The following is a 26,252-nucleotide window of genomic DNA, read 5'->3' on the forward strand; positions in this document are numbered from 1 at the left end:
GTGAACGGGCGTAACTTTCTCGTGCGGGGCGCGTTCCGTCGCGCTAAGGGATCACGCCATCACCACGTGTGACGCGACGGCCATGCCTCGCGGTCAGCTGTTGGGGTAGGCCCAGGGGTTGGGGCGGCAGTCGATTCCGTCATGGTCGACGAACTTGGTCTGCTGCTGCATGACCGGGGCGAGTTCGCCGTCCTTGTCGCAGGTGACGTGGTTGAAGCCGATGCGGTGGCCGATCTCGTGGTTGATCAGCATCTGCCGGTACCCGTGGATGTCGTCGCCGTACGCTTCCGCGCCCTGTGCCCACCGGTAGGCGTTGATCATCACGCGCTCGGTGGCGGCCGAGTCGCAGGACACGTTGTCCTCGGTGGTGTCCAGGCCGGACTTGGCGCACCAGACCGCGGTGGTGCCGGGGCTGGCCAGGGTGATCACGAAGTCGGGCTTCCCGGAATGGATGCGCTCGAAGGTGCGGGCGCCGTTGTGGGCCCAGCTCCGGTCGTCGTTGAGCGTCTTGCGCACCGCCTCGGCGAAGAGTTCTCCGTCGAGGCCGAGTCCTTGTTCCACGTCCACGCGGTAGGTGTACCGCTGCCCCTTGCCAGACCCCTTGGCGATGCCGGGGATCGCGTCGAACTTCCCCGAACCCTCGAGCGTGGCGCTCAGCGGGTACAGCTTCTCCATCTTCTGCTCGTACGTCAGCGGCGCCGCCGTCTCCGACGGGGAGGGCGTCGGCCGTCCGTCCCTCCGCGACGCGGAGTCATCGACGTCGCGGGCCTGGTCTGCGGCGGACTGCGAACGCGCGCCGTCGCCGTCCGCCCCGTCGGCGACCTGACCGGCCACGACGACCGCCAGCACGGTGGTGACGGCGGCCGCGGCGATGCCGGTGAAGGTCCTGCCCTTGCCGCCCTTGACCGGTGCGGGCTCACCTGTGGGCGACGCGTCGTCGAAATCGGCGCCGGACGCGATGCCGCCGCCACCCGCGATGCCGCCGCCCCTGTCGGTGGCGCTCCAGTCGGTGGCGCTCCAGTCGGTCACGGAGGAGTACGGGTCGGCGGGCTGCGGGGAGAGGGGGGCACGGCGCGGGGAAGGGGCCGTGAAGACGTCGTCGTGCCCGCCGAAGGCGTCCAGGTACTCCTGCCGCGGCGCTCCCGATTCCGGCTGCCGCTGCCGCGGGAAGGGCGGGCCGGGCCTCGCGGACCGGCCGGGAGGCCCCGAGTGCGAAGGATGGGAGGGGGGCGAAGGAGGAGCGGAAGGCGAGGGGCCCCCCGCGCGCGGCCCGGCCGGAGCGCCGGGCCCGGAACCGGTCCGCCCGCTCAGCTCGCCCCAGCCGCCGCCGGGTTCACGCTGCTCGGGATGGCCACCGCGGGCACGCGGCACACCGTGCGCCGGGGTGCCGTCGGGAAACCTGGGGACACCGCGGCTCGGCGTACCGTCCGCCACTCGCGGAAAACCGTGCGCCGGGGTGCCGTCCGCGACCCTCGGAAACCCCTGGGCCGGTGTCCCGTCCGGGAAGCGCGGGCCCGGGCCCGCGCTTCTCTGAGGGGCTTGCGGGCCTCGGGAGCCTCGGGGGGCTTCAGGTCCCTGAGGGCCGGGCGTCGCGCCGGGCGTTCCACTCTCCGGTGGTGCCTGCTCCCCCGCCGGAGGACCGGGTGCCCGGCGGCGGCCCAGCAGGCCGTGCCGGTCCTCCCGCGCCGCGGCGGTGTCCGCGGCGTCGGCCTTGGGGGCGGGCCCGCGGCGGCTGTGGCGTCCCACGTCGCGCCTCAGCCTCCTGTGCTCTGGTTGGCGGGCTCGTCGTCGACGGCCTCTTCGGTTCTCTCGTCGGTCACCGGGTCCCCGGTGTCCGCGAGGAGTTCACGGAACGCCGTGGCCACGGTCTCCGGATATTCCATCATCGCCACGTGTCCCGCGTCCGGCAGGGTCAGCAGCCGGGAGTCACGGAAGGCGCGGGCAGCCCGCTGGGCCATGCGGTATCCGACGAGTTGGTCCCGTCCACCGTAGACCAGCAGCGTCGGTGCGAGAACCCGTTCGGCCTGCCGCCACAGTCCGTGCTGGCCGCCCAGCGTGTACGCGTCGACGATTCCGCGCGCGGAGCGGGCCATCGCGTCCCAGAAGTACGGCAGTCGCAGCCGCCGCTCCATCTCCTCCACGGCGTTGCGGAAGCCTTCCGGCGACACCCTCCCCGGGTCGCCGTAGCAGAGCGCCGTCACGCCGCGGACCCGCTGCTCCGCGGTCCACTCCCGGGTGAGCCGGGTGAACAGCGACACCACCCCCGGCAACGCCAGCAGCCCCGTCGGCACGGCGCTGCGCTGCACACGGATCTCCGGCAGCGCGGGCGACACGAGGGTCAGCGTCCGCACCAGGTCGGGCCGGGCCGCTGCCACGCGGGTGACGACGGCGCCGCCGAGCGAGTTGCCGAAGAGGTGCACGGGGCCGTGCCCGGCCGCGTCGAGGTAGCGGATGACCGAGCGCGCGTGACCAGTGATCGAGTAGTCGCCGTCGTCCGGCGGCGGGGAGTCGCCGAAGCCCGGCAGGTCGACGGCCTCACTGGCGACGAGGCCGTCCAGCAGCGGCATCAGCGCCGACCAGTTCTGCGAGGAGCCGCCGAGGCCGTGGACGTAGAGCGCCGGCGGCAGTCCCGCTCGGGCCGGTGGCCTCGAGCGCACCGTCAGGGTGGCGCCGGGCACGTGTACCGACCTGAGCCGCTCGCCGTCCGCGACCTTGACGGCTGCGACCTTCGGCAGCACGTTGGCGGGCGGCACGGACGGCGGATCGGTCGAAGGCATGCGGCAATGTTACGAGACGATCACGCAGTGGTTCATGTGTTCGCCGTCACAAGCGCCGGTACGGCGCGTGGGCAGCCGGGTACGGATGCCCACAGCACAGGGGGACGGGCCGCGACACACACGGGACAGCGCACGGGCGGGGGCGAGCCGACGCATGGCGTCCGGATCGGGTGTCTCCTAGGCTCGTGGAGTGGGCACCCGCGTGTGGCCCCTGCATCTTCAGGGACGTTCGTAGGAAGGGAGCCCAGCATGACCGTCGACCCGACCGACCCCGAGACCTTCGACGACGAGGCCCAGGAACCGGAGGAATTCGACGTCGAGGCACCCGCCGCCGACGCCGCCGAGCAGCAGGCGGACATCGCGCCGGAGCGCGACGATCCGCTGACCGGCATCGAACCGGACCGCGCCAACGAGGCCGACCTGGCGGAGCAGGCCCGGGTCGTCTCGCACGACGAGGACGACTACCGCTGAGACGGGGCGCCAGAAGGCGACGGAAACTCGCCGAGCAGAGCGGAGGTCGATTTCTGCCCGACCTGAACCCTTTTGAAACCTGTTGTGCGGCTTTCGCCACCGTCCGGTCCGTGAAATTCTACGCTCGCAGCGCACACACCACGGTTACCGAAAAGTACGATGGCGACGCGGCGCACACCGCACGAGGACGAACATGGGAGGCGGCGTGACAGCCATCGAGCAGACAGAGGCGGTACGCCCGCGGGGCACACGCCTTCCCCGCCGAGCCCGACGCAACCAGTTGCTGGGCGCCGCACAGGAAGTGTTCGTGGCCCAGGGGTACCACGCGGCCGCGATGGACGACATCGCCGAGCGCGCCGGCGTGAGCAAGCCGGTGCTCTACCAGCACTTCCCGGGCAAGCTCGACCTCTACCTCGCCCTGCTGGACCAGCACTGCGAGTCCCTGATCCAGTCCGTACGGAGCGCGCTCGCGTCGACGACCGACAACAAGCAGCGCGTCCGCGCGACGATGGACGCCTACTTCGCGTACGTCGAGGACGACGGTGGCGCCTTCCGCCTGGTCTTCGAGTCGGACCTGACCAACGAGCCCGCCGTACGCCAGCGTGTCGACAAGGTCACGAACGAGTGCGCCGAGGCGATCTGTGACGTCATCGCCGAGGACACCGGCCTCTCGCGCGCCGAGTCGATGCTGCTGGCCTCCGGTCTGGGCGGCCTCGCCCAGGTGGTGGCCCGCTCCTGGCTGCACAGCGACCGCAGCGTGCCGCGCGACCAGGCGGTCCAGTTGCTGACCTCCCTGGCCTGGCGGGGCATCGCCGGCTTCCCGCTGCACGGCAGCGAGCAGCACTGACCGTCAGGGTGTGCCGGGGCCGCGACGGGCGTACGGCGGCTCCGTTCCGTCGGCTGTTCGCTCCTGGCGTGCTCCGGCGCAGCGTGTACGTCCCCTCACCGGGCTAATGTGTGCTGGGTACGGCGCGGAAGATCGCGCACTTCACTGACCGTCGGAGGGACATAGCCGTGGAGGTCAAGATCGGCGTGCAGCACGCGCCCCGCGAGATCGTTCTGGAGAGCGGTCAGAGTGCCGAGGAGGTCGAGCGTGTGGTGGCCGAGGCACTCGCCGGCAAGTCGGCGCTGCTGAGTCTCGTGGACGAACACGGCCGCAAGGTCCTGGTGCCGGCCGACCGGCTCGCCTACGTCGAGATCGGCGAACCCGCCCCGCGCAAGGTGGGCTTCGGCGCGCTGTAGCCGGCGGAAGCAGGACGACGGACGAAGATCGGGAGGGGCCCGGCGGCGACCAGCCGCCGGGCCCCTCCCGTCTTCCGTTCACACGCGGAGCGCAGTCACACTCGGGGCACAGTTCACCCACAGTGGGAGGGTTGCATTCCGCAGGTCAGGGGTATGACGGCTGTGACCGTTTCGGGCAGGCCGGCCATGTGGGAGGGACCCCGACATGCTCTTGGAAGTGCTCAGCGCCGCGATCCTGGGCCTCGCCCTGGCATGGGCCGCCGTCCACCGGCTGCCGCACCGTCTGCCGGCCCGCGTCCTGGTCCTGCCGACGGGGATCGCCGGGGCACTCTTCGGGGCGTTCGTCACACACACCGCGCTGGGCGCCGGCGGTCTCCTGCTGGTCCTCCTGGGCTCGGCAGCCCTCTCCGCGGCCTCACTGTCGCTGCTGCTGCGCCCCGCGGGAAGACTCCGTGGCCGATCGGCGACCGCCTGAGCGGCCGCCGCGCCTGGTGGCACCCACGCCCGAGATGAGCGTGGCGAAGTGAGCGACGGACCACGTCATGGGACGGACCACGTCGTGGAACAGCACCCGTTCGCGGCTCGCCCCTGACCGTGCTCAGGCCGCCAGTCCCAGCGCCGCCATCCGCTTGGTGTGCGCCTCGGTGATCCGGGAGAACATCCTGCCGACCTCGGCGAGGTCGAAGCCGTCCGCCACACCGCCCACCAGCATCGTCGACAGCGCGTCCCGGTCGGCCACCACCCGCTGGGACTGCGAGAGCGCCTCCCCCATCAACCGCCGCGCCCACAGAGCGAGCCGCCCGCCCACACGCGGGTCCGCGTCGATCGCCGCACGCACCTTCTCCACGGCGAATCCGGCGTGCCCGGTGTCGTCGAGCACGGCCAGCACCAGCTCGCGGGTGTCCGCGTCGAGGCGGGCCGCGACCTCGCGGTAGAAGTCACTGGCGATGGAGTCGCCGACGTAGGCCTTGACGAGCCCCTCCAGCCAGTCGGAGGGGTCCGTCTGCTTGTGGAAGCCGTCGTAGGCGGCCACGAACGGCTCCATCGCCTCCGTCGGCTCCTCACCGATCTCGGCGAGCCGGTCGCGCAGCCGCTCGAAGTGGTGGAACTCCGCGGACGCCATCTTCGCCAGCTCCGCCTTGTCCGCGAGGGTGGGCGCCAGCTTGGCATCCTCCGCGAGCCGCTCGAACGCCGCCAGTTCGCCGTAGGCGAGCGCGCCGAGCAGGTCCACGACCGCGGCGCGGTACTGCGGGTCGGCCGCTGCCGACGCCCAGTCCCGGTCGGCGACTACAGCGACTCCAGTGGTTTCGTTGGCTCCGGTGGCTCCGGTGGTTTCGGCGGGGGCGTCTGCGGCGTGGCCAGGCTTGTCCGAGCTCGTCATGCAGCGCACAATAGCCCGCCCGTCGCCTGCCGAAAGGTCTCCGGTCGGCCCTGGTCAATCAGTGTGACGACGACTACGTGACCAAACCGGCCAACGCGTGTGCGCGAATCCGGGGTATGGTGGTAATGCGCCTGCCGAGTATGTGACGTACGGGTACGTGACATCGTCGTCGGGCCGCACGCATGAGGATGCCCGGTCGGTGGCCCGATCGGCTCCGACCCGACAGCCCTCCCTGCCGTACGCCACACTGCGTACGGAATCCGGAGGGGGACCCTCAGTGGTACGAGCGCTGGAGCGTCGACAGAGGTCCCGTGTCCTACGGCTCATTCCGTAAGGCAGCCGACGTCCCCGACACGGTCCGGCACGACCCGCGCGCTCGCCTCGCACCACGTACACAGAAGAGGCAGCACCCTGACTACGACGTTTCGATCCCTCGGGATCCTCCCCGAGACCGCCGAAGCCCTTGAAGCCGTCGGCATCATCAATCCCTTCCCCATCCAGGAGATGACGCTCCCCGTAGCCCTTTCGGGCAAGGACGTCATCGGCCAGGCCAAGACCGGCACCGGCAAGACGCTGGGCTTCGGCCTCCCGCTCCTCGAGCGCGTCACCGTCCCCGCCGACGTCGAGGCGGGCCGCGCCGCCCCCGAAGCCCTGACCGACGCCCCGCAGGCCCTCGTCGTCGTCCCGACGCGCGAGCTGTGCCAGCAGGTCACCAACGACCTGCTCACCGCCGGCAAGGTCCGCAACGTGCGCGTCCTGGCGATCTACGGCGGCCGGGCCTACGAGCCCCAGGTGGAGGCCCTGAAGAAGGGCGTCGACGTGATCGTCGGCACCCCGGGCCGCCTGCTGGACCTCGCGGGCCAGAAGAAGCTGAGCCTGAAGCACATCAAGAGCCTGGTCCTCGACGAGGCCGACGAGATGCTCGACCTGGGCTTCCTGCCCGACGTCGAGAAGATCATCAACATGCTGCCGGCCAGGCGTCAGACCATGCTGTTCTCGGCCACCATGCCGGGTGCGGTCATCGGGCTGGCCCGCCGTTACATGTCGCAGCCCACTCACATCAGCGCCACCTCGCCGGACGACGCGGGCGCGACGGTCGCGAACACGAAGCAGTTCATCTACCGCGCGCACAACATGGACAAGCCCGAGATGGTGGCGCGCATACTGCAGGCCGACGGCCGGGGACTGGTCATGGTCTTCTGCCGTACCAAGCGCACCGCGGCCGACCTGGCCGACCAGCTCAAGCAGCGCGGCTTCGCCTCCGGCGCGGTCCACGGCGACCTCGGCCAGGGCGCCCGCGAGCAGGCCCTGCGCGCCTTCCGCAACGGCAAGGTGGACGTGCTCGTCTGCACCGACGTCGCCGCCCGCGGCATCGACGTCGAAGGCGTGACGCACGTCATCAACTACCAGTCGCCGGAAGAGGAGAAGACGTACCTGCACCGCATCGGCCGCACCGGCCGCGCGGGCGCCAAGGGTACGGCGATCACGCTGGTCGACTGGGACGACATCCCGCGCTGGCAGCTCATCAACAAGGCTCTGGACCTGGGCTTCAGCGACCCGCCGGAGACGTACTCCACCTCTCCGCACCTGTACACCGACCTCGGCATCCCCGAGGGCACCAAGGGTGTCCTGCCGCGCTCGGAGCGCACACGCGCCGGGCTCGACGCGGAGGAGCTGGAGGACCTGGGCGAGCCGGGTGGCCGTGGTGGCCGCGCGCGTGGCGACCGGGACGGCCGTGGTGGCCGGGGTGGCCGGGACGAGTCCCGTTCCGCCGACCGCGAGCGTTCGTCCCGTACGACGCCGCGTCGCCGTCGCCGGATGCGCGGCGGGGCACCGGTGGACGCGGACGTCTCCGCGACCACCGCACCCGAGGCCGTGACCGGCCCTGCGGACAGCGCCGCCGACGTGGACACGGACGCCGCCAAGGGCCCCCGCACGCTGCGCCGCCGACGCCGTACGCGCAGCGGAGAGGCGTCGCGCCGGCCGGTGACGGCCGCGACGACCGACGCCTCCGCGGAGCAGGCGGCGGACAACGCGCTCACCGCCTCCGAAGGCGCGGAGGTCGCGGCGACCGCGGAGACCGCGGAGACCCCCGCGAAGTCGCGTCGCCGCCGCACCCGTAAGACGGCGGAGGCGTCGGCCGCTCCGCTGGAGACCGCCGTGGTGACCGAGCCGGTGGCCGACGAGGCACCGGTGGCCTTCGAGGCACCGGTGGCCGAGACCCCTGTGGAGAAGCCGCGCCGACGCACCCGTAAGGCGGCCCCGGCCGCCGAGACGGCGGTCGACACGGCCGAGGGAGCGGCCGAGCCCGCGTCCGAGGTGACGGAGACGAAGCCGCGCCGCACCCGCAAGAAGGCCGCGACCACGCCGGACACCGCGGACAGTGCGGACAGCGCGGGCACGCCTGAGGCGAAGCCCCGCCGCACCCGCAAGGCCGCAGCCGCCGAACCCGTCGAGGCGACCGGGGCTGCCGAGACGGCCGTCCAGACAGCGGAAGCCGCCGAGGCCAAGCCCCGGCGCACCCGCAAGGCGGCCGCCACCAAGGCCGAAACCGCCGTCGACACCGCCGAAGGCGCCACCGAAGGCACGGAGACCAAGCCGCGCCGACGCACCCGCAAGGCCGCAGCCGCCGAACCCGTCGAGGCCACCGCCGGCATCCCGGCCCAGGCCTCGCAGGAGCCGGAGGCGGTCGAGGCGAAGCCGCGCCGCACCCGGAAGACGGTCGCGGCGAAGGCGGAAGCCGCCGTCGACACCGCCGAGGCGACGGAGGCCATGCCGCGCCGCCGCACCCGCAAGGCCGCAGCCGCCGAACCCGTCGAGGCGACCGGGTCTGCCGAGACGGCCGTCCAGACAGCGGAAGCCGCCGAGGCCAAGCCCCGACGCACCCGCAAGAAGGCCGCCACCAAGGCCGAAACCGCCGTCGACACCCCCGTCGACACCGCCGAAGGCACGGAGACCAAGCCGCGCCGACGCACCCGCAAGGCCGCAGCCGCCGAACCCGTCGAGGCCACCGCCGGCATCCCGGCCCAGGCCTCGCAGGAGCCGGAGGCCGCACCGCGGCGGCGGACCCGTAAGGCCGCCGCGAAGACGGAAACCGCGGTCGAGGCACCCTCCGAGGCCCCCGACACGGCCGAGGCGAAGCCGAAGGCGCGCCGCACCCGCAAGGCGGCCACGGCTGCCACGCGGCCCGCGGAGACCGGCGAAAGCTGATCCACGCCGTTCACCCGACCGTCGGCCCGGTCCCGCACCCACGCGGGACCGGGCCGACGGCGTTCCCACCCTCGTCTTCCCCGGTCTCCCCGGGCCTCCCCGCACACCGCCCGATAGCCTCTGCCCGTGAGCAGTAACGCCGCCTTCACCCCGCCCTCCGACGCCCGCGCCTACCGGCTGCGTACCGCGCGGGGTGAGTTCGCCGTCGTCGATTCGCCCGTGGCCGGTGGAGCCGAGGCGAAGGGGACGGTGCTGATGCTGCCCGGGTTCACGGGAAGCAAGGAGGACTTCACGCTGCTGCACGAGCCGCTCGGGGCGCGTGGGTACCGTACGGTCGCCGTGGACGGGCGGGGTCAGTACGAGTCCGACGGGCCCGAGCACGACGAAGCCGGTTACGCGCAGACCGAGCTGGCCCGGGACGTGCTCGCGCAGGTCGCCGCCCTCGGGACCCGCGTGCATCTCGTCGGGCACTCCCTCGGCGGTCAGATCGCCCGTGCCGCCGTCCTGCTCGACCACGCCCCCTTCGTCTCCCTCACGCTGATGTCCTCGGGTCCGGCGCGGATCTCCGTCTCCCAGCAGCAGCGTGTGAAGCTCCTTCGGGACGCACTCGACACCATGACGATGGCCGAGGTCTGGGGAGTGATCCAGGCCATGGGACCGCCCGAGGAAGTCGGCGCCCCCGCATCCGGCCGCGGCCCTGACGACCCGGAACGGCTGCGCAGCCGCTGGCTGGGCACCCGGCCCGCGCAACTCCTCGCCACGGGGCGCCAGTTGTGCACCGAGCCGGACCGCGTCGCCGAGCTCGCCGCCGTGCCGCTGCCGTTCCACGTGCTGTCGGGCGCCTACGACGACACGTGGCCCGTACCCCTCCTGGACGAGATGGCCGTACGGCTGGACGCCCGCCGGACCGTGATCGACGGGGCAGAGCACTCCCCCAACACCGACCAGCCGCTGCCGACCGCGCGCGCCCTCGCCGACTTCTGGGACGACGCCCCCGCACGACGGCGGCCGCGCACGCCCTGACCAACGGCCGCGCACGCCCCGAACAGCGGCCGCGCACGCCCCGGCTAGTACTGCGCCTGCAAGTGCTCCCAGAAGCCGTCCCGCAGCGCCCGGCGCAGGTCGGCCTGGCCACGCAGCGAGTACTGCAGCAACCCCTCGGCCTCCACCAGCAGGTCCTGGTCCACCGAGCCGGGGAGGTAGGGATGGCCGGGGAGCAGTTCGACCAGCGCCTCACGGCCTCGCGCCGCCAGCCACTTCGCGGCGATCTGAGCGCCCACGAAACGGACGTCCTCGCGAGGCGGCCTGGTCACGCCCATCGTGTCGAAGGCGTGAGCCGTGCGCCGGGAGACGTACGGCTTGAAGAAGTCCAGGTCGAAGGTGCGCTGGCTGTCGACCTCCCAGAGCAGCGGGTCGGCCTGGTTGCGGCCCTCGGGGGCTTCGATGCCCCACAGGTGGACGCGGGCCCCGTAGCCCTGGGCGGCCTCGACCGCCGACACCAGATCCTCGTCGCCGCCGAGCAGGGCCGCGTCGCTGATGGCACGGTGACGGGCGAGGGACTCCAGGTCGGAGCGGATCAGTGAGTCGACGCCCTTCTGCTGGTTGTTGGCGTTGAGGTTGCCCAGGCGGACCTTCACGTCCGGCAGTTCGGCGATGGACTGCTGCTCGGCGGTGTGGATGCGGCGCCGGGCGCCGTCGTACCAGTAGACGCGCAGCAGGCGGCTGTCCGCGAAGATGGTGCGCGCCTTGTCGATGAGCGCCTCGATCAGCCCCTCCGCGTCCAGGTCGAAGGCCCGGCGGTCCTCGGTCCCGGCCACCAGACGTCCCGCCGCCGCGTAGAGGTACCCGGCGTCCACGAAGATCGCGTGGGTGGAGGGTGTCTTGGCCACCTCGGCGAGCATGCGCTGCAGCAGCTCGTTGGTGCGATCGATACGGGCGTCCAGGGACGTGAGGTCGTCGTTCATCGGCTCCATTGTCCCGGCGGTCACGCTGCGAACACAACCGGTCCCGGTCAGTCTTGCGGCGAGCACTCATCTCACACTCACCGCGCCACGCATCACCCCTGGGAGCAGGCGGCTTACCAGTCAGTAATTAGCAGTTCGAAAAATTTCCTTAGCGTAGGGAATGTTTGCAGCATGCAGCCCGTTGACTCCTACGGAAGCCCGGGCACCGACGACCCAGGAGCCACACCAGTAGTTCTCCTCAGGAGGATGACCAGAACAAGGGAGAGGCCATGCGCTTTGAAGTCATGCGACTCGACGACGTCGACGGAACCCCCGTGGACACGACCGTCGTGGACGCCGCCTCCGTGAACCGCATCGTTCAACAGGCCGCCGCCATCGGGCAGCGCCTGTGGATCCGCCCGGCCGACACCTCGGCCTTGTAGCGCGGAAGCTCCGCAGATCACCTGCGCACACATCCAGGGCGCCCGCACGGAACACCGTGCGGGCGCCCTGTGCGTGCCCGGCCCGGGGCCCGGGCCGCCTCAGGTCGGCGGGGTCAGGTCGGCGGGGCCAGGCCAGCGGGGCCAGGCCAGCGGGGCCAGGCCGGCGGGGCCCCGGAGCCGGCCGACGCTCACGCGCCCTGGATCACCTGCGTGACGCCGTTGATGATCTGCTGCACGGCGATCGCGGAGAGCATCATGCCGGCGAGGCGGGTCACCAGGACCACGCCGCCGTCCTTGATGACGCGGATGATCAGCAGCGAGTACCGCATCACCAGCCACAGCACCACGTGGATCGCGAGGATCGCCGCCCACACCGACAGCTGCGTGGTCGCGCTGTCGGCCTTCTGCACGGCCAGGATGACCGACACGATCGCCCCGGGCCCGGCGAGCAGCGGCATGCCCAGCGGTACGAGCGCGACGTTGACGTCCTTGGTCTGCTTCGGCTCGTCGGTCTTGCCGGTGAGCAGGTCGAGCGCGATCAGCAGGAGCAGCAGCCCGCCCGCGATCATCAGCGCGGGCACGGACACATGCAGGTAGTCCAGGATCTGGTGCCCGAGCAGACCGAACACCGTGATCACGCCACCGGCGACGCAGACGGCCTGGAAGGCCATCCGCTTCTGCACCTTGGCGGGCCGGCCGGAGGTCAGCGCGAGGAAGATCGGGGTGATCCCCGGGGGATCCATGATGACAAAAAGGGTGAGGAAGAGAGAGCCGAAGACGGCGACGTCGAACATGGGTGAGTTACTGGCCTTGCGGGAGAGGGGGAAGGTGGCGGGCGCGCGGGGACGGGGCTCAGATCCCGCCGGCCCCCGGCACGGGGAACGCCCCGAACGCCCGCCGCGTGATCTCCCCGTACACCTCGGGGTCCGTCGTGTACTCGCCGAGTACGCAGGTCTTCCGGCTGCCGTGGTAGTCGCTGGAGCCGGTCACCAGGAGCCCCAGCTCCCCCGCCGTCCCGCGCAGTCGTGCCCGCGCCTCCGCGTCGTGGTCCATGTGGTCGACCTCGATGCCGTCGAGCCCGGCTTCGGCCAGCTCGGCGATCGCGGTCTCGGGCACCGTACGGCCCCGCTTGACGGCGGCCGGGTGCGCGAACACGGCGACTCCGCCCGCGCCCTTGATCAGCCGGAGCGCCTCGAAGGGGTCGGTCTCGTGCTTCTCCACGAAGGCCCGGCCGCCGTCGGCCAGCCAGTCCTGGGTGAAGGCGTCGCCCACGGTGGGCACGACGCCGAGTTCCACGAGTGCGGAGGCCACGTGCGGCCGCCCGACCGAGCCGTCACCGGCGATCCGCTCGACCTGCTCCCAGGTGACGGGGACGCCGAGCGCGTTGAGCTTGGCGACCATGGCCTGGGCCCGCGGCACCCGGTCGTCCCGGACCAGCTCGCGCTCGGCGAGCAGAGCGGGCTCCTCGGGGTCGAAGAGGTAGGCCAGCATGTGCATGCTGACACCGTCGAGGCGACAGGAGAGTTCGGCGCCGGTGACGAGGGTGAGCCCCTCGGGGAGCGCGGCGATGGCCTCGGCGTGTCCGCGGGTGGTGTCGTGGTCGGTCAGCGCGACGACGTCCAGCCCGGCCGTGGCGGCCTTGCGCACCAGCTGGGCCGGGGTGTCCGTGCCGTCGGACGCGGTGGAGTGGGTGTGCAGATCGATACGCACGACGCTGACTCCAAGCGGTGACGGGACGAAGGGGGACGCTCAAGGATAACCGGAACTCCCCCCACCACTGTCACACCCGCAGCGACCCTGCGCCCCCTACGCCCCGCTGCACACCCCCTAGCCCCACCACACCCCAGACCCCCGACCCCACTCCCCGTCCGCACTCCCCGTCCGCACTCCTCGTCCACGCCCTTCGCCGCACCCCCTGCTCACACCAGGCCCCGCAGCCCTCACGGCTGGATCAACCGCGGCGACAGCGCACCGCACGGCACCAAATCCACCTCGGCGCCCGCGTCCCGCAGGTCGGTCAGTACCAGTTCCTCGTACATCAGCAGGCCCGAACGCTCGGGCCACACGACGGCCCACAGCCACATACCGAGGGCCTCCCCGGCGAAGACGGCGCGGTCGGCGGGTGCTCCAGAGACATGCCAGAGGGGGGTCGGGCGGCCGGCGGCCAGGACCTTCGCCTGGGGCGGCTTCTCGACGTTCATGTACGGCCCGGGGTCCGGGGCGTCGATGCCCGCGTACCGCGCCCCGAGGCCGACGCCCAGCTCCTCGGCGACCAGGATCAGCTCACCGATGCCGCCGAGCGGGCCGGGTCCGGAGCAGGCCACGGCGGTCGCCCGGCCGCCGCTGCGGTCGTCGCCCGCGCAGCCCACGCCGGTGAACAGCCAGCCGACCGGCAGCGGCCACGGCATCCACACCGGTACCTGCGTCCGGTGCACCACGACGCCGAGCGCCTCGACGCTGGGCGGGAGCACCGGCTGCAGCGGGTGCACCGTGCCGTGCAGGTCGCACTGCCAGGAATCGGCGAAGAGACCGGGAGCCCTGACCCGGCCACCACATTTCGGGCAACTGGGTTCGCCCCTCATAGGGCCCCACGGTCCTACCCTCACTCCCCCACGTCAAGGACGATCACCCATCCGGGCGGGGTGACTGACCAGCGGAAACTAGATGTAACTTGCATTAATTAGCCACGCTAACTTACTGTGTGCATACACCAACCATCCGATTCCCCTCTCCGGCATGGGAGCAAGCATGGATTCCTTCGACGCGGGCACGGGCGGCATCCTGCGACAGCCCAAGGCCGTGTGGGCGACCGCCGGCGCGTCCGTCGTGGCCTTCATGGGCATCGGGCTCGTCGACCCGATCCTGCCGTCCATAGCCAAGGGCCTGGACGCGAGCGCCAGCCAGGTCTCCCTCCTGTTCACCTCGTACTTCCTCATCACCGCGCTCGCGATGCTGGTCACCGGCTTCGTCTCCAGCCGTGTCGGCGGACGCAAGACGCTGCTGCTCGGCCTCGCCCTCGTCGTGGTCTTCGCGGGCCTGGCGGGCACCTCCGACACGGTCGGCCAGCTCGTCGGCTACCGGGCCGGCTGGGGCCTCGGCAACGCGCTGTTCGTCTCGACGGCCCTCGCGGTCATCGTCGGAGCGGCGGCCGGCGGCAGCGCCGCGGCGATCCTGCTGTACGAGTCCGCCCTCGGCCTCGGCATGGCCTGCGGCCCGCTGCTGGGCGCCGTGCTCGGCGACGCCAGCTGGCGCTACCCGTTCTTCGGCACGGCCTTCCTGATGGCGATCGGCTTCCTGTGCATCACGGTGTTCCTGAAGGAGCAGCCGAAGCCGGCCCGCAAGACGTCGCTGCTGGACCCGCTCAAGGCGCTGGGCCACGGCGGCCTCGCCTCGGCCGCCGTGTCGGCGTTCTTCTACAACTACACGTTCTTCACCGTGCTGGCCTCACGCCGTTCGTGCTGAACATGACGCCGTACAAGTCGGGTGCCGTGTTCTTCGCCTGGGGTGTGCTGCTCGCCGTCTTCTCGGTCCTCGTGGCGCCGCGCATGCAGAAGCGGTTCGGCTCGCTCAAGGTGCTCGGCGGCTCGCTGGTGCTGCTGGCGGCCGACGTGCTGGTCCTCGGTTACGGCAACCACACCGCCGCGATCGTCTGCACGATCCTGTCCGGCGCGTTCATCGGCGTGAACAACACCGTCTACACCGAGCTGGCCCTCGGGGTGTCGGACGCGCCGCGTCCGGTGGCGAGCGCGGGCTACAACTTCGTGCGCTGGTTCGCGGCGGCGGCCGCTCCCTTCTTCGCACCGAAGATCGAGGAGTGGAGCGACATCCACATGCCCTTCGTCGTCGCGGCGGTCACCGCCGTGCTGGGCGCGGTCGTGGTCGCCGTACGGCGCCGCGCGCTCACGCACGTCGCGGAGGAACTGGAGCCGAAGCACGCCACCGAGGACGGGGTCACGGTCTTCGCCGACTGACGACGCGGCCGGCTGCCCACTCACGGCGAGGACCCGCTGAAGGCCCAACCGACCGGCCCTACCCCGGATTTCAGTGAGTCCCGTCACTCCAGCGGGACGGACCTGCGCGCCGGATCGCGCAGGTCCGTGCCGTGCGTCAGCCAGCGCTCCTGAAGGGCCTCCGCGCCGTGCACCCGCTTCCAGGCGGCCTCGTTCGCGGTCATCGGCAGCAGCGGCAGGAACCGTACGGGGTCCAGCGGGGCGTCCAGCTCGAGGTCCTCGACCAGGCCGCCCGGCTCGGCCACCAGGACCGACGTGAACGGCGCCCCGGGCCACAGCGCCTCGCCCACGTCCAGGGAAGCGCCGGGCGCCACGACCACACCCTCGACCTGCGGGGACGCGGCCAGCACGGCGAGTGGGCGGAGCACCTTGTCGGTGTCGGCGAGACCGGCCCGGACGGAGAGGACCAGCTCGGCACGAGGGCCCTGGACGGGGTCGGCGAGCACGGCCGTGGGGTCCGCCATGGGCTGCGCCGCCATGCCGAGGGTGGCGTAGCGGACGATGTCGCCCCCCTGGCCCCCGGCGGGGAAGCGCAGCACCTCGATACGGTCGGTGCCGAGGAAGGTGACCGCCGCGCGCGCGTCCGGCTCGCCCAGCGCGCTGCGCAACCGGGCCTCGACCAGAGGAAGAACATCAGCCATGCGGCGAGCATAGAACTCGTCGGGACGTGGCAAAGCGGCGCCTTGACACGTGGGCGACTGGTACTCTGGGCCAGCGGTTTCGGGGCAGCATGCAGAAGCATCGCGATCAAGACCCCGACGCCTTGAAGACTCCCCTACGGGGAAGCCCTCTAAACAGAGGGAATGGATCGTCCCTCACGAGGGACCGGCCGGAGGAGGTGGGGCTGGCATGGACCGAAGTCGACCGTGCAGTACCACCCGCTCTTCCGGCCGCTGATGCGGCTGCTTCGGCTTCTCGCCCCTGCCGCCTCCCATCACCCGCGCACCTTCACGCGGAAGAGCACTTCGTCTCGTTCTGCCTGATCCGGTCCATCGGTTCGTCGATTCCGTCGTTTCCGTCGATTTATCGATTCATCGATCCGTATCAGCGGCTGAACCACCAGCTGAATCAGCAGCGAAGCCGGCCACCGCGACGGTGCGGTGCTCCCCGCTTTGTGGACGTGCGGACACACGTACTCAGGACGTCCTCATTCCGGGTTGTGCCACCCGTCACCGGCGCCGTTCGCCGCCCGTCGCGAAGGAGCCTGCCATGTCGATGATCCGTGACCTGCGCGCCGCGGTCCGCCCGTCCCGCGTCTCTCTGCGCAAGGACAGCGGCGCCTACGACACCACCCGCGACCCGGCGACCGCCTCCGCCGTCGTCGACTGCGCCGTCTACCGGGACGGCACGCGCGTGGAGACGGAGACGCCACTGAGCCCGCACCGGGCGATGCGCCAGGTGCGCCGCGACGGCGGATTCGTGTGGATCGGTCTGCACGAGCCCACCGAGGACGAATTCGCCGGTATCGCCCGGGAGTTCGGGCTGCACCCGCTGGCCGTGGAGGACGCCGTCCAGGCCCACCAGCGGCCCAAGCTGGAGCGCTACGACGACTCCCTGTTCACGGTCTTCAAGACCATCCACTACGTCGACCACGACGAACTCACCGCCAGCAGCGAGGTCGTCGAGACCGGCGAGGTCATGTGCTTCACCGGGCGGGACTTCTTCATCACCGTCCGGCACGGCGGACAGGGCTCGCTGCGCGCGCTGCGGCACCGGCTGCAGGCGGACCCCGAGTTGCTGGTCAAGGGCCCCTCGGCGGTGCTGCACGCCATCGCCGACCACGTCGTCGACGGCTACATCGCGGTCGCCGACGCGGTGCAGGACGACATCGACGAGGTCGAGACGGAGGTGTTCTCGCCGGGCCGCAAGGGGACGCCGCGCGGCACGGACGCCGGCCGGATCTACCAACTCAAGCGCGAGGTGCTGGAGTTCAAGCGGGCGGTGTCGCCGCTGCTGCGCCCCATGCAGCTGCTCAGCGAGCGGCCGATGCGGCTGATCGACCCGGAGATCCAGAAGTACTTCCGGGACGTCGCCGACCACGTGGCGCGGGTGCAGGAGCAGGTCGTCGGCTTCGACGAGCTGCTGAACTCCATCCTCCAGGCCAACCTCGCGCAGGCCTCCGTCGCGCAGAACGAGGACATGCGCAAGATCACCTCATGGGCGGCGATCATCGCCGTACCGACGATGGTGTGCGGGGTGTACGGCATGAACTTCGACTACATGCCCGAGACGCACTGGAAGTTCGGCTACCCGCTGGTCCTGTCGATCACGGTCGGCCTCTGTCTGGGCATCCACCGCACGCTCAAGCGCAACGGCTGGCTCTGACCGGCATCCGGCCGGCATCGCTAGGCTGGCCGCATGACAAGCGAGCTGCTCGACCAGGCCCTCGTCGAGGAGGCCACGAAGAAGTCCGGCCTCATCTGGGTCCGGGGGCCGGGGCTGCCCGCCCGTGCGCTGTGGCACGTCTGGCACGAGGGCGCGGCCTGTGTCATCGGCGACGGTCCCGGCGAGCAGCCGCTGCCGGGGCTGGCCGACGGGGCCGCGGCCGAGGTGACGGTGCGCAGCAAGGACAAGGGGGGCCGGCTGGTCTCCTGGACCGCCCGGGTGGTGGAGCTGCCGTCCGGCTCGGAGGCCTGGCAGGCCGCGGTCGCCGATCTCAAGGGCAAGCGCCTGAACGCCCCGGACGGCGAGGCGATGACGGACCGCTGGGCCCGTGAGTGCCGGGTGCTGCGCCTGGAGCCGACGGGGGCGACGGCGCCGCTGCCCGACGGTTCGCTGGCCGAGGCACCGCTGCCGAGCCCGGCGACGACGCGCGAACCGGCCCCGGCGGGGCTGCCGCGCCTGCTGCTGAAGCGCCGGAAGAGGCGCCGGTAGCGCCTTCTAGGACGTCGGCAGCTGCTTGCCGTAGTCCAGGGTGTCGTCCTTCGCCGGCTCCCTGAGCGCGAAGTCCTTGTTCCAGTCCGAGAAGCTGAGCGTGCCCCCGCTGCCCGCCCGCACCAGTCGCAGCGGGTACGGCGTGCCCTCCAGGGAGACGTCCAGCGAGCCGCCGGAGCCCTCCCCGCCGGTGATCCGGACGGTGCGCACGCCCGCCTGCTCGTGGCGGCCGTCCGTCTCCACCTCGCCGTGCAGGCTCAGCACGCCGCCGAGGAGGTCGTCCTTGTCCGTGAAGCCGCTGAACTTCTTGTACACGGGGTCGCTCTGCGGCACCTTGACGTACTTGCCGGCCAGCTTCTCGGCAGCCGCCGCGTCACCGCCGTCGTGGCTCCAGAACCCGGCGTCGGCCTTGAGGAAGAGATGCTCGCCGACGCGCAGCAGCCCGAACGTCGTCCCCTCGGCGGCGACCGAACCGGTGCCTCCGTCGGGCTTCAGCCGCATGTCGAGGGTGTAGGTGCTCCCGCCGGCGGCCACGGTCCCGTGCAGCCGTACCGCCCGGGCGGACTCGGCGACCGCGCGGGTCTTGGCGTGGATCTTGTCGGCCGGGAGCTTCCCGACGCCGTTGGTGCCCGCGTCGGGGTCCTCACCACTGCATCCCGTCAGCCCCGCTCCCGTCACCGCCAAGGCGCACACCGCGCCCATCAGAGCGGCCCTGCGGATTCGGCGCCGGGGAGTCACAGACACAGGTGGGACTGCCTTTCTGACAGGGACTGACAGTGGCTGCCAGGGAGTTGGCACGCAGCTGACAAGGAGCCGACGAGGGGCCGGCGGCGGTCCAAGCGGCGTACCGCAGCGTACCGGGGCCCTGAACGGCGAACGGAGCCAGTCCGTCCGGACCGCCCACCAGGGCGGAGCTCTTCGGGACGGGCTAGCCTGAAGCCCGTCCGAGCGGGCAATTCGGAAAAGAGACACCGTACGAATCAGTTCTCACGCAGTCCGACGCACGCATACGAAAAGGAGCCGCGGCCATGGCAGCGGGCGCCCCCCGGATCTTCGTCTCCCACCTCTCCGGCATCGCCGTCTTCGACCCGACCGGCGACCAGGTGGGACGGGTACGCGATCTGGTCGTCATGCTCCGCGTCGCCCGCAAGCCGCCGCGCGTACTCGGTCTCGTCGTCGAACTCACCACCCGCCGCCGTATCTTCCTGCCCATGACCCGGGTCACCGGCGTCGAGTCCGGCCAGGTCATCACCACCGGCGTGCTCAACGTCCGGCGCTTCGAGCAGCGGCCCACCGAACGCCTCGTCTTCGGCGAGCTGCTCGACCGGCGGGTCACCCTCACCGAGACCGGCGAGGAGGTCACCGTCCTGGACCTGTCGGTGCAGCAGCTGCCCGCCCGCCGGGACTGGGAGATCGACAAGGTCTTCGTCCGCAAGGGGAAGAAGGGCGGCGCCTTCCGCCGCAACAAGGGCGAGACGCTGACCGTCGAGTGGTCCGGCGTCACCGGCTTCTCCGTGGAGGAGCAGGGGCAGGGCGCCGAGAACCTCCTCGCCACCTTCGAGCAGCTGCGCCCCGCCGACCTCGCCAACGTCCTGCACCATCTGTCCGCCAAGCGCCGCGCCGAGGTCGCCGCCGCCCTCGACGACGACCGCCTGGCCGACGTACTGGAGGAGCTGCCGGAGGACGACCAGATCGAGATCCTCGGCAAGCTCAAGGAGGAGCGCGCCGCGGACGTGCTGGAGGCCATGGACCCCGACGACGCCGCCGACCTGCTCGGCGAGCTGCCCGAGGAGGACAAGGAACGGCTGCTGAGCCTGATGCAGCCCGACGACGCGGCCGACATGCGGCGCCTGATGGCGTACGAGGAGCACACGGCCGGCGGTCTGATGACGACCGAGCCGATCGTGCTGCGGCCCGACGCGACCGTCGCGGACGCCCTGGCCCGCATCCGCAACCCCGACCTGTCCCCCGCGCACGCCGCGCAGGTCTACGTCTGCCGGCCGCCCGAGGAGACCCCGACCGGGAAGTACCTGGGCACGGTCCACTTCCAGCGCCTACTGCGCGACCCCCCGTACACGCTGGTCGGCTCGATCATCGACGACGACCTGCGACCCCTGGATCCGGACGCCGCGCTGCCCGTGGTCGCCGGGTTCTTCGCCACGTACGACATGGTCGCGGCGCCGGTCGTCGACGATTCCGGATCACTGCTGGGTGCCATCACCGTGGACGACGTACTGGATCACATGCTGCCCGACGACTGGCGGGAGACCGAGTACCACCTCGAGGAGACGGCGGAGGAGGTGAGCGCCGATGGTGCCTGAGCGCGAGACGACGACCCGTGAGCGGGCCGCCTCGGGAGCCACGGCGGCCTCCCGTGCCCGGGCCCGCCTGGACCAGCCGCGCCCGCCGCGGCGCCGGTTCCTGCCCGAGTGGGACCCGGAGTCCTTCGGCCGGCTGTCGGAGCGCGTCGCCCGCTTCCTGGGCACCGGACGGTTCATCGTCTGGATGACCGTCGTCATCATCCTCTGGGTGGTGTGGAACGTGTCCGCGCCGAGCAGCCTGCGCTTCGACGAGTACCCGTTCATCTTCCTGACGCTGATGCTGTCGCTGCAGGCCTCCTACGCCGCCCCGCTGATCCTGCTCGCGCAGAACCGGCAGGACGACCGGGACCGGGTCAATCTCGAGCAGGACCGCAAGCAGAACGAGCGGTCGATCGCCGACACCGAGTACCTGACCCGGGAGATCGCCGCCCTGCGCATCGGCCTGGGCGAGGTCGCGACGCGGGACTGGATCCGCTCCGAACTGCAGGACGTGATCAAGGACCTGGAGGAGCGGCACGACGGCCACCACCCCGATCGCGGGGTATTCCCGGCAGACCGGTCCGGAGGGCGTGACGTACACGACCGCTGACGGGGCTTTCCGTGTCCGGTGTGCGGCGCCGTACCATCGACCCCATGGCTACGGAAGACGCGGTGCGTGAAGCACTGGCGACGGTGAACGACCCCGAGATCAACCGGCCCATCACCGAGCTGGGGATGGTCAAGTCGGTGGAGATCGGTGCGGACGGAGCGGTCGCGGTCGCCGTGTACCTGACGGTCTCCGGCTGCCCCATGCGGGACACCATCACGCAGCGCGTGACGGACGCGGTGTCGCGGGTGGAGGGTGTCACGCGCGTCGACGTCGAGCTGGACGTGATGAGCGACGAGCAGCGCAAGGAGCTGGCGAACGCGTTGCGCGGCGGCCAGACCGAGCGCGAGGTGCCCTTCGCCAAGCCCGGCAGTCTGACCCGGGTGTACGCGGTCGCCTCCGGCAAGGGCGGCGTCGGCAAGTCCTCGGTGACGGTGAACCTGGCGGCGTCGATGGCGGCGGACGGCCTGAAGGTCGGTGTCGTCGACGCCGACATCTACGGCCACTCCGTGCCGCGCATGCTGGGCGCCGACGGGCGGCCCACCCAGGTCGAGAACATGATCATGCCGCCTTCGGCCAACGGCGTGAAGGTCATCTCCATCGGCATGTTCACCCCGGGCAACGCGCCGGTCGTCTGGCGCGGACCGATGCTGCACCGCGCGCTCCAGCAGTTCCTGGCGGACGTGTACTGGGGGGACCTGGACGTCCTGCTGCTCGACCTGCCGCCCGGCACCGGCGACATCGCGATCTCCGTCGCGCAGCTCGTCCCGAACGCCGAGATCCTGGTCGTCACGACCCCTCAGCAGGCCGCCGCCGAGGTGGCCGAGCGGGCGGGTGCGATCGCCGTCCAGACCCACCAGAAGATCGTCGGCGTGGTCGAGAACATGTCCGGCCTGCCCTGCCCGCACTGCGGTGAGATGGTCGACGTCTTCGGCACCGGGGGCGGCCAGTCGGTCGCCGACGGCCTGACCCGCACCACGGGCGCGTCGGTCCCGGTCCTCGGCTCCATCCCGATCGACGTCCGCCTGCGCGAGGGCGGCGACGAGGGCAAGCCCGTCGTCCTGTCCGACCCGGACTCCCCGGCGGGCGCGGCACTGCGCTCCATCGCGGGGAAGCTGGGCGGGCGCCAGCGGGGCCTTTCGGGGCTGTCGCTGGGGATCACGCCGAAGAACAAGTTCTGACGTACTCCGGCCTTGCCCGTACGGGACTGGCCTTGCCCGTACGGGACTGGGGGCGCTGTCCGCCGGGACGGCGCCCCTCGTCGTACACCTGCGGGCAGTCGTACGCGTGCCTGCCTGCCTGTCAGGCGTACGCGGCGATGTCCTTGACCACGGAGAAGGCCAGCCCGTAGGCGCTCAGACCCCTGCCGTAGGCCCCCAGGTGGACGCCCTGCTCGGTGGAACCGGCGAGCACCCAGCCGAACTCGGACTCCCGGTAGTGGAAGGGCGTCGCCACCCCGTCCACGGGCAGGGACAGCGTGGTCCAGTCCTCGCCGTCGAGGTCGTCCGCGAGGACCCACGCGGTCTCCGTCTGCTGCTCCAGCCAGTCGTCGCGCAGCGAGTGGTCCATCTGGCCGGGCCAGGTGAAGGACAGCAGCCCCACACCGGCCAGCCAGGCGGCCGAGGAGACCGAGGTGGCCTCCAGCAGACCCGTGCCGTCGGCGCTGCGCCGGTCGGGGTTGGCCGCGACGGTCACGACGACCGCGAACTTCTCCTTGGCGTCCTGCTCGTCGCCCGCCACGTGCTCGTTGCGCACGGACGGTTCGTCACCGTGCCCGATCGAGCCGTGCTCCACGGCCCCGTCGGCCGCCGTACCGACCTGCATCAGCCAGCGCCGCCCCGTGAAGGCCTCGTCGAGGCCGTACCAAGGGAAGGGCGCGCTCAGGTAGCCGTCGACCACGCGCCGGGCGGAGGGGACCTGTTGTCCGTCCTCCGCGGCCGGCGCCTGCGCGACCGCGCCACTTGTCGTCTCCATGTACCCGGACGCCTCCTCGCTCTCGTCGGAACGGAACGGCCCGCCCCCCTTCGGGCGCACTCGTCCGGTCCGCACAACAACTCGGGCAGCATAGCCACACCACAGGCGGCAGCCGGGAAACCGCCGGGCGCGTGGGTCGCGCGGGCGTCGCCTTCGGGCCCTGTACGCCCCGTCCGGAGTGTGAGACGCGTCACGTGACGTGAGGGCGTCGGCTCTCCTGGCGTGCGGCGGCGGCGCGTGGGGCCGGGTTCAGGTGGCGTCCGCCGACGCTCAGGTGGCGTCCGCGTCGAACGGCGGGCGCTCGTCCAGGGCGGGAGTCTCGGGCTTCTTGGTCATGTCGATCCGTCCGCCGGCGGAGGAACCGGAGGAGGACGAGGGATCGGACGACGACTCCGACTCTCGGCCGTGGACCGCGTCGGTGACCTCGGCCATCTCCTTCTTCAGGTCGAAGCCGTTGCGGATCTCCTTGAGCCCCAGCTCGTCGTTGTCCAACTGCTTGCGGATGAACGTCTTGGGGTTGAGGTCCTCGAACTCGAAGTCCTTGAACTCGGGGCCCAGCTCCTGCCGGATGTCCTGCTTGGCGCTGTCGGAGAACTCGCGGATCTTCCGGATGGTGCGCGTCACGTCCTGGATGACCTTGGGGAGCTTGTCCGGACCGAAGACGAGCACGGCGAGGACGACGAGCGTCACCAGCTCTAGTGCGCCTATGTCATTGAACACCTGAAGCTCCTTGGGATGTCCGGGCCGCCACCACGGTACCCGCCGATCCCGTCCGACCGGTACCGTCCCGTGAGCCCCGAGTGCGTGTATGCGGGCGCTTTCCGAATTGTTTGCCTTCCTGGCCCCTTGTCGGGCCTGCGCGGCCCGGTCAGCCTCCGTCGGAGGAGCCGAGTACCAGTGAGACGGTCGTCTCCTTGCCGTCGCGCTCCAGCGTCAGCTCCAGACGGTCGCCGGGGCGGTGGGCGCGGGTCTTGACGATGAGTTCCTCGCCGGAGTGCACGCGCTGTCCGTCCACCGCGGTGATCACGTCCCCCGGCTTGATGCCGGCCTCGGCGCCGGGGCCGCCCGTGGTGACCGCGGGCCCCCCGTCGCTGCCCTCGGCGCCGACGCGGGCGCCGTCGCCGGCGTAGTTCATGTCGAGGGTGATGCCGATGACCGGGTGGGTGGCCTTGCCCGTGTTGATCAGTTCCTCGGCGACACGCTTGCCCTGGTTGATGGGGATGGCGAAGCCGAGCCCTATGGAGCCGGCCTGGCCGCCGTCCGACTCGGTGCCGCCGCTGCCGGCGGACCGGATGGCGGAGTTGATGCCGATGGCCCGGCCCTGGGCGTCCAGGAGGGGACCGCCGGAGTTGCCGGGGTTGATCGGCGCGTCGGTCTGCAGCGCGTCGACGTACGAGACGTCGCTGCCGTCGCCCTCCTCGCCGCCCGCCGTGATGGGCCGCTCCTTGGCGCTGATGATGCCGGAGGTGACCGTGCCCGCCAGGTCGAAGGGGGCGCCGATGGCGACGACGGGGTCGCCGACCAGGACGTTCTCGGAGTTGCCGAGAGGCAGGGGGGTGAGACCGCTGACGCCCTTCACCTTCACCACGGCGAGGTCGTACCCGCTGTCGCGGCCGACGAGCGTGGCCTCGGCGGTGTCGCCGCTGTTGAAGGTCACGGTTATCTCGCCGCCGGATCCGGCGGGCTCCACGACGTGGTTGTTGGTCAGGATGTGGCCGCGGTCGTCGAGTACGAAGCCGGTGCCGGTACCCGCGGCGTCGCCGCCGCTCACGTGCAGGGTCACCACGCTCGGCAGGGCCCGGGCGGCGATCCCGGCGACGCTGTCCGGCGCCCGCTCCGCCGCCTCCTTCCCGGCCTGCGGCAGCTCGACCGTGCCCACGCCGCCGTTGCGCTCCAGATACGTGCCCATGGCGCCGCCGACGCCGCCGGAGACCAGGGCGATCAGCACCGCACCGCCGACCGCCGCCGTCCTGGCCCGCCTACGTCGCCGCACCGGCGTCGGCGCGACCGCGCCGCTGTGGTGGAGAGGTGCGGCGTGGGCCGCGGCGGCCCAGGGGTCGTAGCGCCCCCAGGGGTCGGCGCCCGGTCCGGCACTGCCCGGATCGGGGGACGCCGACGCCTGCGACGCGGGAGCCGCCGGTGTCATCGGCGTGATCGGCGTGATCGGCGGGCCGGGAGGTGCCGCCGCTGCCGTGGTGGCGTGTGCCGGCGGGGCGGGAGGCGGGGCGTCCGCCAACGCCGGGTCGGGCACCGCACCCGGCGGCGGAGCCTGCGACGGCACCACGGGCACCACGGGCACTTCGGGCACCACGGGCGCACTGGGGGCGGAAGGCGCACCCGGCGCGACCGTGCCGTGCGCCGGTGTCGCCGTCGGATGCTGCACCGGCGGAGCGGGAGCCCAGGGTCCCGGCTCGCCGTACGGGGGCGTGCTGTACGGGTCGGGGTCGTGCAGCGGCTTGCCGCGCTCGGCGACGGGCGCCGTGGCCAAGGCGGCGTCGGCATCGGTGCCGTGCCTGTCGGCGCCCACGCCCGCGTCCGGCCCCGCGTCGATACCCGTGCCCGCGTGCGGGCCCGGGTCCGCGCCCACAGCCGCCTGAAAGCCCGCATCGGTGCCCACGCCGGCCTGGAGACCCGCATCGGTGCCCACGCCCGTGTCCGGAGCGGCGTCCGCGTACGGGCCCGCACCGGTACCCGCGCCCGCGTAGGGAACGGCATCGGCGGCCCCGCCCGCGGGCTCGCCGGGGTACGCGGTTCCGCCGCCGTCCGTGGGCCGGTCCGTCTCGGACGCCGGCCGGTCCAGCTCGTAGTCCCCTTCGTCGGCCACGCGGACCGCCGCCGGGCGTTCCAGCTCGAAATCGCCCCCGTCATCCCCGTCGGCCACGACGTCGGTGGCCGTGCGGGGGCGTTCCAGTTCGAAGTCGCCGTCGGTCGTGTCTTCGGGCGAACGGGGACGACTCCACCACTTCGCCTTCGTGGGCTTCCCCTCGTTCATGTTCTCCCCCGCAGCTGGCCGCAGCTCG

At 71.8% G+C, this 26,252-nt stretch carries 24 protein-coding genes and 1 pseudogene; 13 read left to right on the top strand and 12 right to left on the bottom strand.

Annotated elements, in window-relative coordinates:
- Window positions 1-93 precede the first annotated feature (93 nt).
- Together QC283_RS03915 and QC283_RS03920 are read right to left on the bottom strand one after the other, a co-directional pair.
- Entirely contained in the window at window positions 94-1,746 is a 1,653-nt protein-coding gene (locus tag QC283_RS03915; RefSeq protein ID WP_279559907.1) for a DUF3152 domain-containing protein, read from the bottom strand.
- Between the two features lie 8 nt (window positions 1,747-1,754).
- Window positions 1,755-2,777 carry an alpha/beta fold hydrolase gene (locus QC283_RS03920; protein WP_279559908.1) on the bottom strand — a complete coding sequence of 341 codons (1,023 nt, stop codon included), beginning with the start codon at window positions 2,775-2,777 and terminating at the stop codon, window positions 1,755-1,757.
- Window positions 2,778-3,026: 249 nt separating this feature from the next.
- Here QC283_RS03920 and QC283_RS03925 point away from each other — a divergent pair, with 249 nt between their 5' ends.
- From QC283_RS03925 to QC283_RS03940, 4 genes are all read left to right on the top strand, one after another.
- On the top strand, window positions 3,027-3,248 hold the full coding sequence (locus QC283_RS03925) for a hypothetical protein (protein ID WP_279559909.1): 222 nt from the start codon (window positions 3,027-3,029) through the stop codon (window positions 3,246-3,248).
- Between the two features lie 205 nt (window positions 3,249-3,453).
- A complete protein-coding gene (locus QC283_RS03930) occupies window positions 3,454-4,095 on the top strand; it encodes a TetR/AcrR family transcriptional regulator (RefSeq protein ID WP_279559910.1) in 642 nt (213 codons plus the stop codon).
- Window positions 4,096-4,262: 167 nt separating this feature from the next.
- Window positions 4,263-4,490, top strand: a complete 228-nt coding sequence (locus tag QC283_RS03935) for a DUF3107 domain-containing protein (protein ID WP_279559911.1) — start codon at window positions 4,263-4,265, stop codon at window positions 4,488-4,490.
- 205 nt (window positions 4,491-4,695) lie between these two features.
- On the top strand, window positions 4,696-4,965 hold the full coding sequence (locus QC283_RS03940; protein ID WP_279559912.1) for a hypothetical protein: 270 nt from the start codon (window positions 4,696-4,698) through the stop codon (window positions 4,963-4,965).
- A gap of 123 nt (window positions 4,966-5,088) precedes the next feature.
- On the opposite strand, the gene QC283_RS03945 is transcribed toward QC283_RS03940, so the two are convergent.
- Window positions 5,089-5,871 (bottom strand): ferritin-like domain-containing protein, encoded by a 783-nt coding sequence (locus QC283_RS03945; RefSeq protein ID WP_279559913.1) that lies wholly within the window; start codon window positions 5,869-5,871, stop codon window positions 5,089-5,091.
- A 504-nt stretch (window positions 5,872-6,375) separates the two neighbouring features.
- On the opposite strand from QC283_RS03945, the gene QC283_RS03950 reads away from it, so the two are divergent.
- Complete coding sequence (locus tag QC283_RS03950) at window positions 6,376-9,081, top strand: DEAD/DEAH box helicase (protein WP_279559914.1); 2,706 nt, start codon at window positions 6,376-6,378, stop codon at window positions 9,079-9,081.
- A 126-nt stretch (window positions 9,082-9,207) separates the two neighbouring features.
- A complete protein-coding gene (locus QC283_RS03955; protein ID WP_279559915.1) occupies window positions 9,208-10,104 on the top strand; it encodes an alpha/beta fold hydrolase in 897 nt (298 codons plus the stop codon).
- A gap of 44 nt (window positions 10,105-10,148) precedes the next feature.
- Here QC283_RS03955 and QC283_RS03960 read toward each other — a convergent pair whose 3' ends face one another.
- Window positions 10,149-11,054 carry an NYN domain-containing protein gene (locus tag QC283_RS03960; protein WP_279560385.1) on the bottom strand — a complete coding sequence of 302 codons (906 nt, stop codon included), beginning with the start codon at window positions 11,052-11,054 and terminating at the stop codon, window positions 10,149-10,151.
- Window positions 11,055-11,314: 260 nt separating this feature from the next.
- Here QC283_RS03960 and QC283_RS03965 point away from each other — a divergent pair, with 260 nt between their 5' ends.
- The gene (locus QC283_RS03965) at window positions 11,315-11,467 is read left to right on the top strand and encodes a hypothetical protein (RefSeq protein ID WP_007444413.1); all 153 of its coding nucleotides are present in this window, start codon (window positions 11,315-11,317) and stop codon (window positions 11,465-11,467) included.
- A gap of 188 nt (window positions 11,468-11,655) precedes the next feature.
- Here QC283_RS03965 and QC283_RS03970 read toward each other — a convergent pair whose 3' ends face one another.
- The 3 genes from QC283_RS03970 to QC283_RS03980 form a co-directional block, all read right to left on the bottom strand.
- Window positions 11,656-12,261, bottom strand: a complete 606-nt coding sequence (locus tag QC283_RS03970; protein WP_279559916.1) for a MarC family protein — start codon at window positions 12,259-12,261, stop codon at window positions 11,656-11,658.
- 58 nt (window positions 12,262-12,319) lie between these two features.
- Window positions 12,320-13,177 carry a PHP domain-containing protein gene (locus QC283_RS03975; protein WP_279559917.1) on the bottom strand — a complete coding sequence of 286 codons (858 nt, stop codon included), beginning with the start codon at window positions 13,175-13,177 and terminating at the stop codon, window positions 12,320-12,322.
- 230 nt (window positions 13,178-13,407) lie between these two features.
- Entirely contained in the window at window positions 13,408-14,049 is a 642-nt protein-coding gene (locus tag QC283_RS03980) for a DUF6758 family protein (protein ID WP_279559918.1), read from the bottom strand.
- A 166-nt stretch (window positions 14,050-14,215) separates the two neighbouring features.
- Here QC283_RS03980 and QC283_RS03985 point away from each other — a divergent pair.
- A pseudogene (locus tag QC283_RS03985) lies at window positions 14,216-15,438 on the top strand (MFS transporter).
- An 83-nt stretch (window positions 15,439-15,521) separates the two neighbouring features.
- On the opposite strand, the gene QC283_RS03990 reads toward QC283_RS03985, so the two are convergent.
- Window positions 15,522-16,118, bottom strand: a complete 597-nt coding sequence (locus tag QC283_RS03990) for a suppressor of fused domain protein (RefSeq protein WP_279559919.1) — start codon at window positions 16,116-16,118, stop codon at window positions 15,522-15,524.
- A 568-nt stretch (window positions 16,119-16,686) separates the two neighbouring features.
- Between QC283_RS03990 and QC283_RS03995 the strand changes: the two genes are divergently transcribed.
- Both QC283_RS03995 and QC283_RS04000 read left to right on the top strand, forming a co-directional pair.
- Window positions 16,687-17,802: a magnesium and cobalt transport protein CorA gene (locus QC283_RS03995; RefSeq protein ID WP_279559920.1), complete on the top strand. Its 1,116-nt coding sequence runs from the start codon at window positions 16,687-16,689 to the stop codon at window positions 17,800-17,802.
- Window positions 17,803-17,835: 33 nt separating this feature from the next.
- Window positions 17,836-18,351: a hypothetical protein gene (locus tag QC283_RS04000; RefSeq protein WP_279559921.1), complete on the top strand. Its 516-nt coding sequence runs from the start codon at window positions 17,836-17,838 to the stop codon at window positions 18,349-18,351.
- Window positions 18,352-18,357: 6 nt separating this feature from the next.
- Here the strand turns inward: QC283_RS04000 and QC283_RS04005 are convergent, their stop codons facing one another.
- A complete protein-coding gene (locus QC283_RS04005; RefSeq protein ID WP_279559922.1) occupies window positions 18,358-19,095 on the bottom strand; it encodes a hypothetical protein in 738 nt (245 codons plus the stop codon).
- A gap of 284 nt (window positions 19,096-19,379) precedes the next feature.
- Between QC283_RS04005 and QC283_RS04010 the strand changes: the two genes are divergently transcribed.
- From QC283_RS04010 to QC283_RS04020, 3 genes are read left to right on the top strand one after another with little or no spacing between them, the layout of a single operon-like run.
- Window positions 19,380-20,672: a magnesium transporter MgtE N-terminal domain-containing protein gene (locus QC283_RS04010; protein WP_279559923.1), complete on the top strand. Its 1,293-nt coding sequence runs from the start codon at window positions 19,380-19,382 to the stop codon at window positions 20,670-20,672.
- Complete coding sequence (locus QC283_RS04015; protein WP_279559924.1) at window positions 20,662-21,261, top strand: DUF1003 domain-containing protein; 600 nt, start codon at window positions 20,662-20,664, stop codon at window positions 21,259-21,261. The genes QC283_RS04010 and QC283_RS04015 overlap by 11 nt, the downstream gene beginning before the upstream one ends.
- Before the next feature lie 44 nt (window positions 21,262-21,305).
- Window positions 21,306-22,439: an Mrp/NBP35 family ATP-binding protein gene (locus QC283_RS04020; RefSeq protein WP_279559925.1), complete on the top strand. Its 1,134-nt coding sequence runs from the start codon at window positions 21,306-21,308 to the stop codon at window positions 22,437-22,439.
- A gap of 121 nt (window positions 22,440-22,560) precedes the next feature.
- Here the strand turns inward: QC283_RS04020 and QC283_RS04025 are convergent, their stop codons facing one another.
- The 3 genes from QC283_RS04025 to QC283_RS04035 form a co-directional block, all read right to left on the bottom strand.
- Window positions 22,561-23,232 (bottom strand): hypothetical protein, encoded by a 672-nt coding sequence (locus QC283_RS04025; protein ID WP_279559926.1) that lies wholly within the window; start codon window positions 23,230-23,232, stop codon window positions 22,561-22,563.
- 270 nt (window positions 23,233-23,502) lie between these two features.
- Window positions 23,503-23,952 carry a sec-independent translocase gene (locus QC283_RS04030; protein ID WP_279559927.1) on the bottom strand — a complete coding sequence of 150 codons (450 nt, stop codon included), beginning with the start codon at window positions 23,950-23,952 and terminating at the stop codon, window positions 23,503-23,505.
- Window positions 23,953-24,100: 148 nt separating this feature from the next.
- Window positions 24,101-26,224 (bottom strand): trypsin-like peptidase domain-containing protein, encoded by a 2,124-nt coding sequence (locus tag QC283_RS04035; protein ID WP_279559928.1) that lies wholly within the window; start codon window positions 26,222-26,224, stop codon window positions 24,101-24,103.
- Window positions 26,225-26,252 lie beyond the last annotated feature (28 nt).

It is taken from the genome of Streptomyces sp. DH41 (genome assembly GCF_029813785.1).
Lineage (GTDB): Bacteria > Actinomycetota > Actinomycetes > Streptomycetales > Streptomycetaceae > Streptomyces.

Excerpts from the sequence above, each read along its gene's own strand:
- QC283_RS03920 (WP_279559908.1), bottom strand. The coding sequence starts at position 2,777 with ATGCCTTCGACCGATCCGCCGTCCGTGCCGCCCGCCAACGTGCTGCCG.
- QC283_RS03925 (WP_279559909.1), top strand. The coding sequence starts at position 3,027 with ATGACCGTCGACCCGACCGACCCCGAGACCTTCGACGACGAGGCCCAG.
- QC283_RS03940 (WP_279559912.1), top strand. The coding sequence starts at position 4,696 with ATGCTCTTGGAAGTGCTCAGCGCCGCGATCCTGGGCCTCGCCCTGGCA.
- QC283_RS03945 (WP_279559913.1), bottom strand. The coding sequence starts at position 5,871 with ATGACGAGCTCGGACAAGCCTGGCCACGCCGCAGACGCCCCCGCCGAA.
- QC283_RS03950 (WP_279559914.1), top strand. The coding sequence starts at position 6,376 with ATGACGCTCCCCGTAGCCCTTTCGGGCAAGGACGTCATCGGCCAGGCC.
- QC283_RS03960 (WP_279560385.1), bottom strand. The coding sequence starts at position 11,054 with ATGGAGCCGATGAACGACGACCTCACGTCCCTGGACGCCCGTATCGAT.
- QC283_RS03965 (WP_007444413.1), top strand. The coding sequence starts at position 11,315 with ATGCGCTTTGAAGTCATGCGACTCGACGACGTCGACGGAACCCCCGTG.
- QC283_RS03970 (WP_279559916.1), bottom strand. The coding sequence starts at position 12,261 with ATGTTCGACGTCGCCGTCTTCGGCTCTCTCTTCCTCACCCTTTTTGTC.
- QC283_RS03980 (WP_279559918.1), bottom strand. The coding sequence starts at position 14,049 with ATGAGGGGCGAACCCAGTTGCCCGAAATGTGGTGGCCGGGTCAGGGCT.
- QC283_RS03990 (WP_279559919.1), bottom strand. The coding sequence starts at position 16,118 with ATGGCTGATGTTCTTCCTCTGGTCGAGGCCCGGTTGCGCAGCGCGCTG.
- QC283_RS03995 (WP_279559920.1), top strand. The coding sequence starts at position 16,687 with ATGTCGATGATCCGTGACCTGCGCGCCGCGGTCCGCCCGTCCCGCGTC.
- QC283_RS04000 (WP_279559921.1), top strand. The coding sequence starts at position 17,836 with ATGACAAGCGAGCTGCTCGACCAGGCCCTCGTCGAGGAGGCCACGAAG.
- QC283_RS04010 (WP_279559923.1), top strand. The coding sequence starts at position 19,380 with ATGGCAGCGGGCGCCCCCCGGATCTTCGTCTCCCACCTCTCCGGCATC.
- QC283_RS04015 (WP_279559924.1), top strand. The coding sequence starts at position 20,662 with ATGGTGCCTGAGCGCGAGACGACGACCCGTGAGCGGGCCGCCTCGGGA.
- QC283_RS04020 (WP_279559925.1), top strand. The coding sequence starts at position 21,306 with ATGGCTACGGAAGACGCGGTGCGTGAAGCACTGGCGACGGTGAACGAC.
- QC283_RS04025 (WP_279559926.1), bottom strand. The coding sequence starts at position 23,232 with ATGGAGACGACAAGTGGCGCGGTCGCGCAGGCGCCGGCCGCGGAGGAC.
- QC283_RS04035 (WP_279559928.1), bottom strand. The coding sequence starts at position 26,224 with ATGAACGAGGGGAAGCCCACGAAGGCGAAGTGGTGGAGTCGTCCCCGT.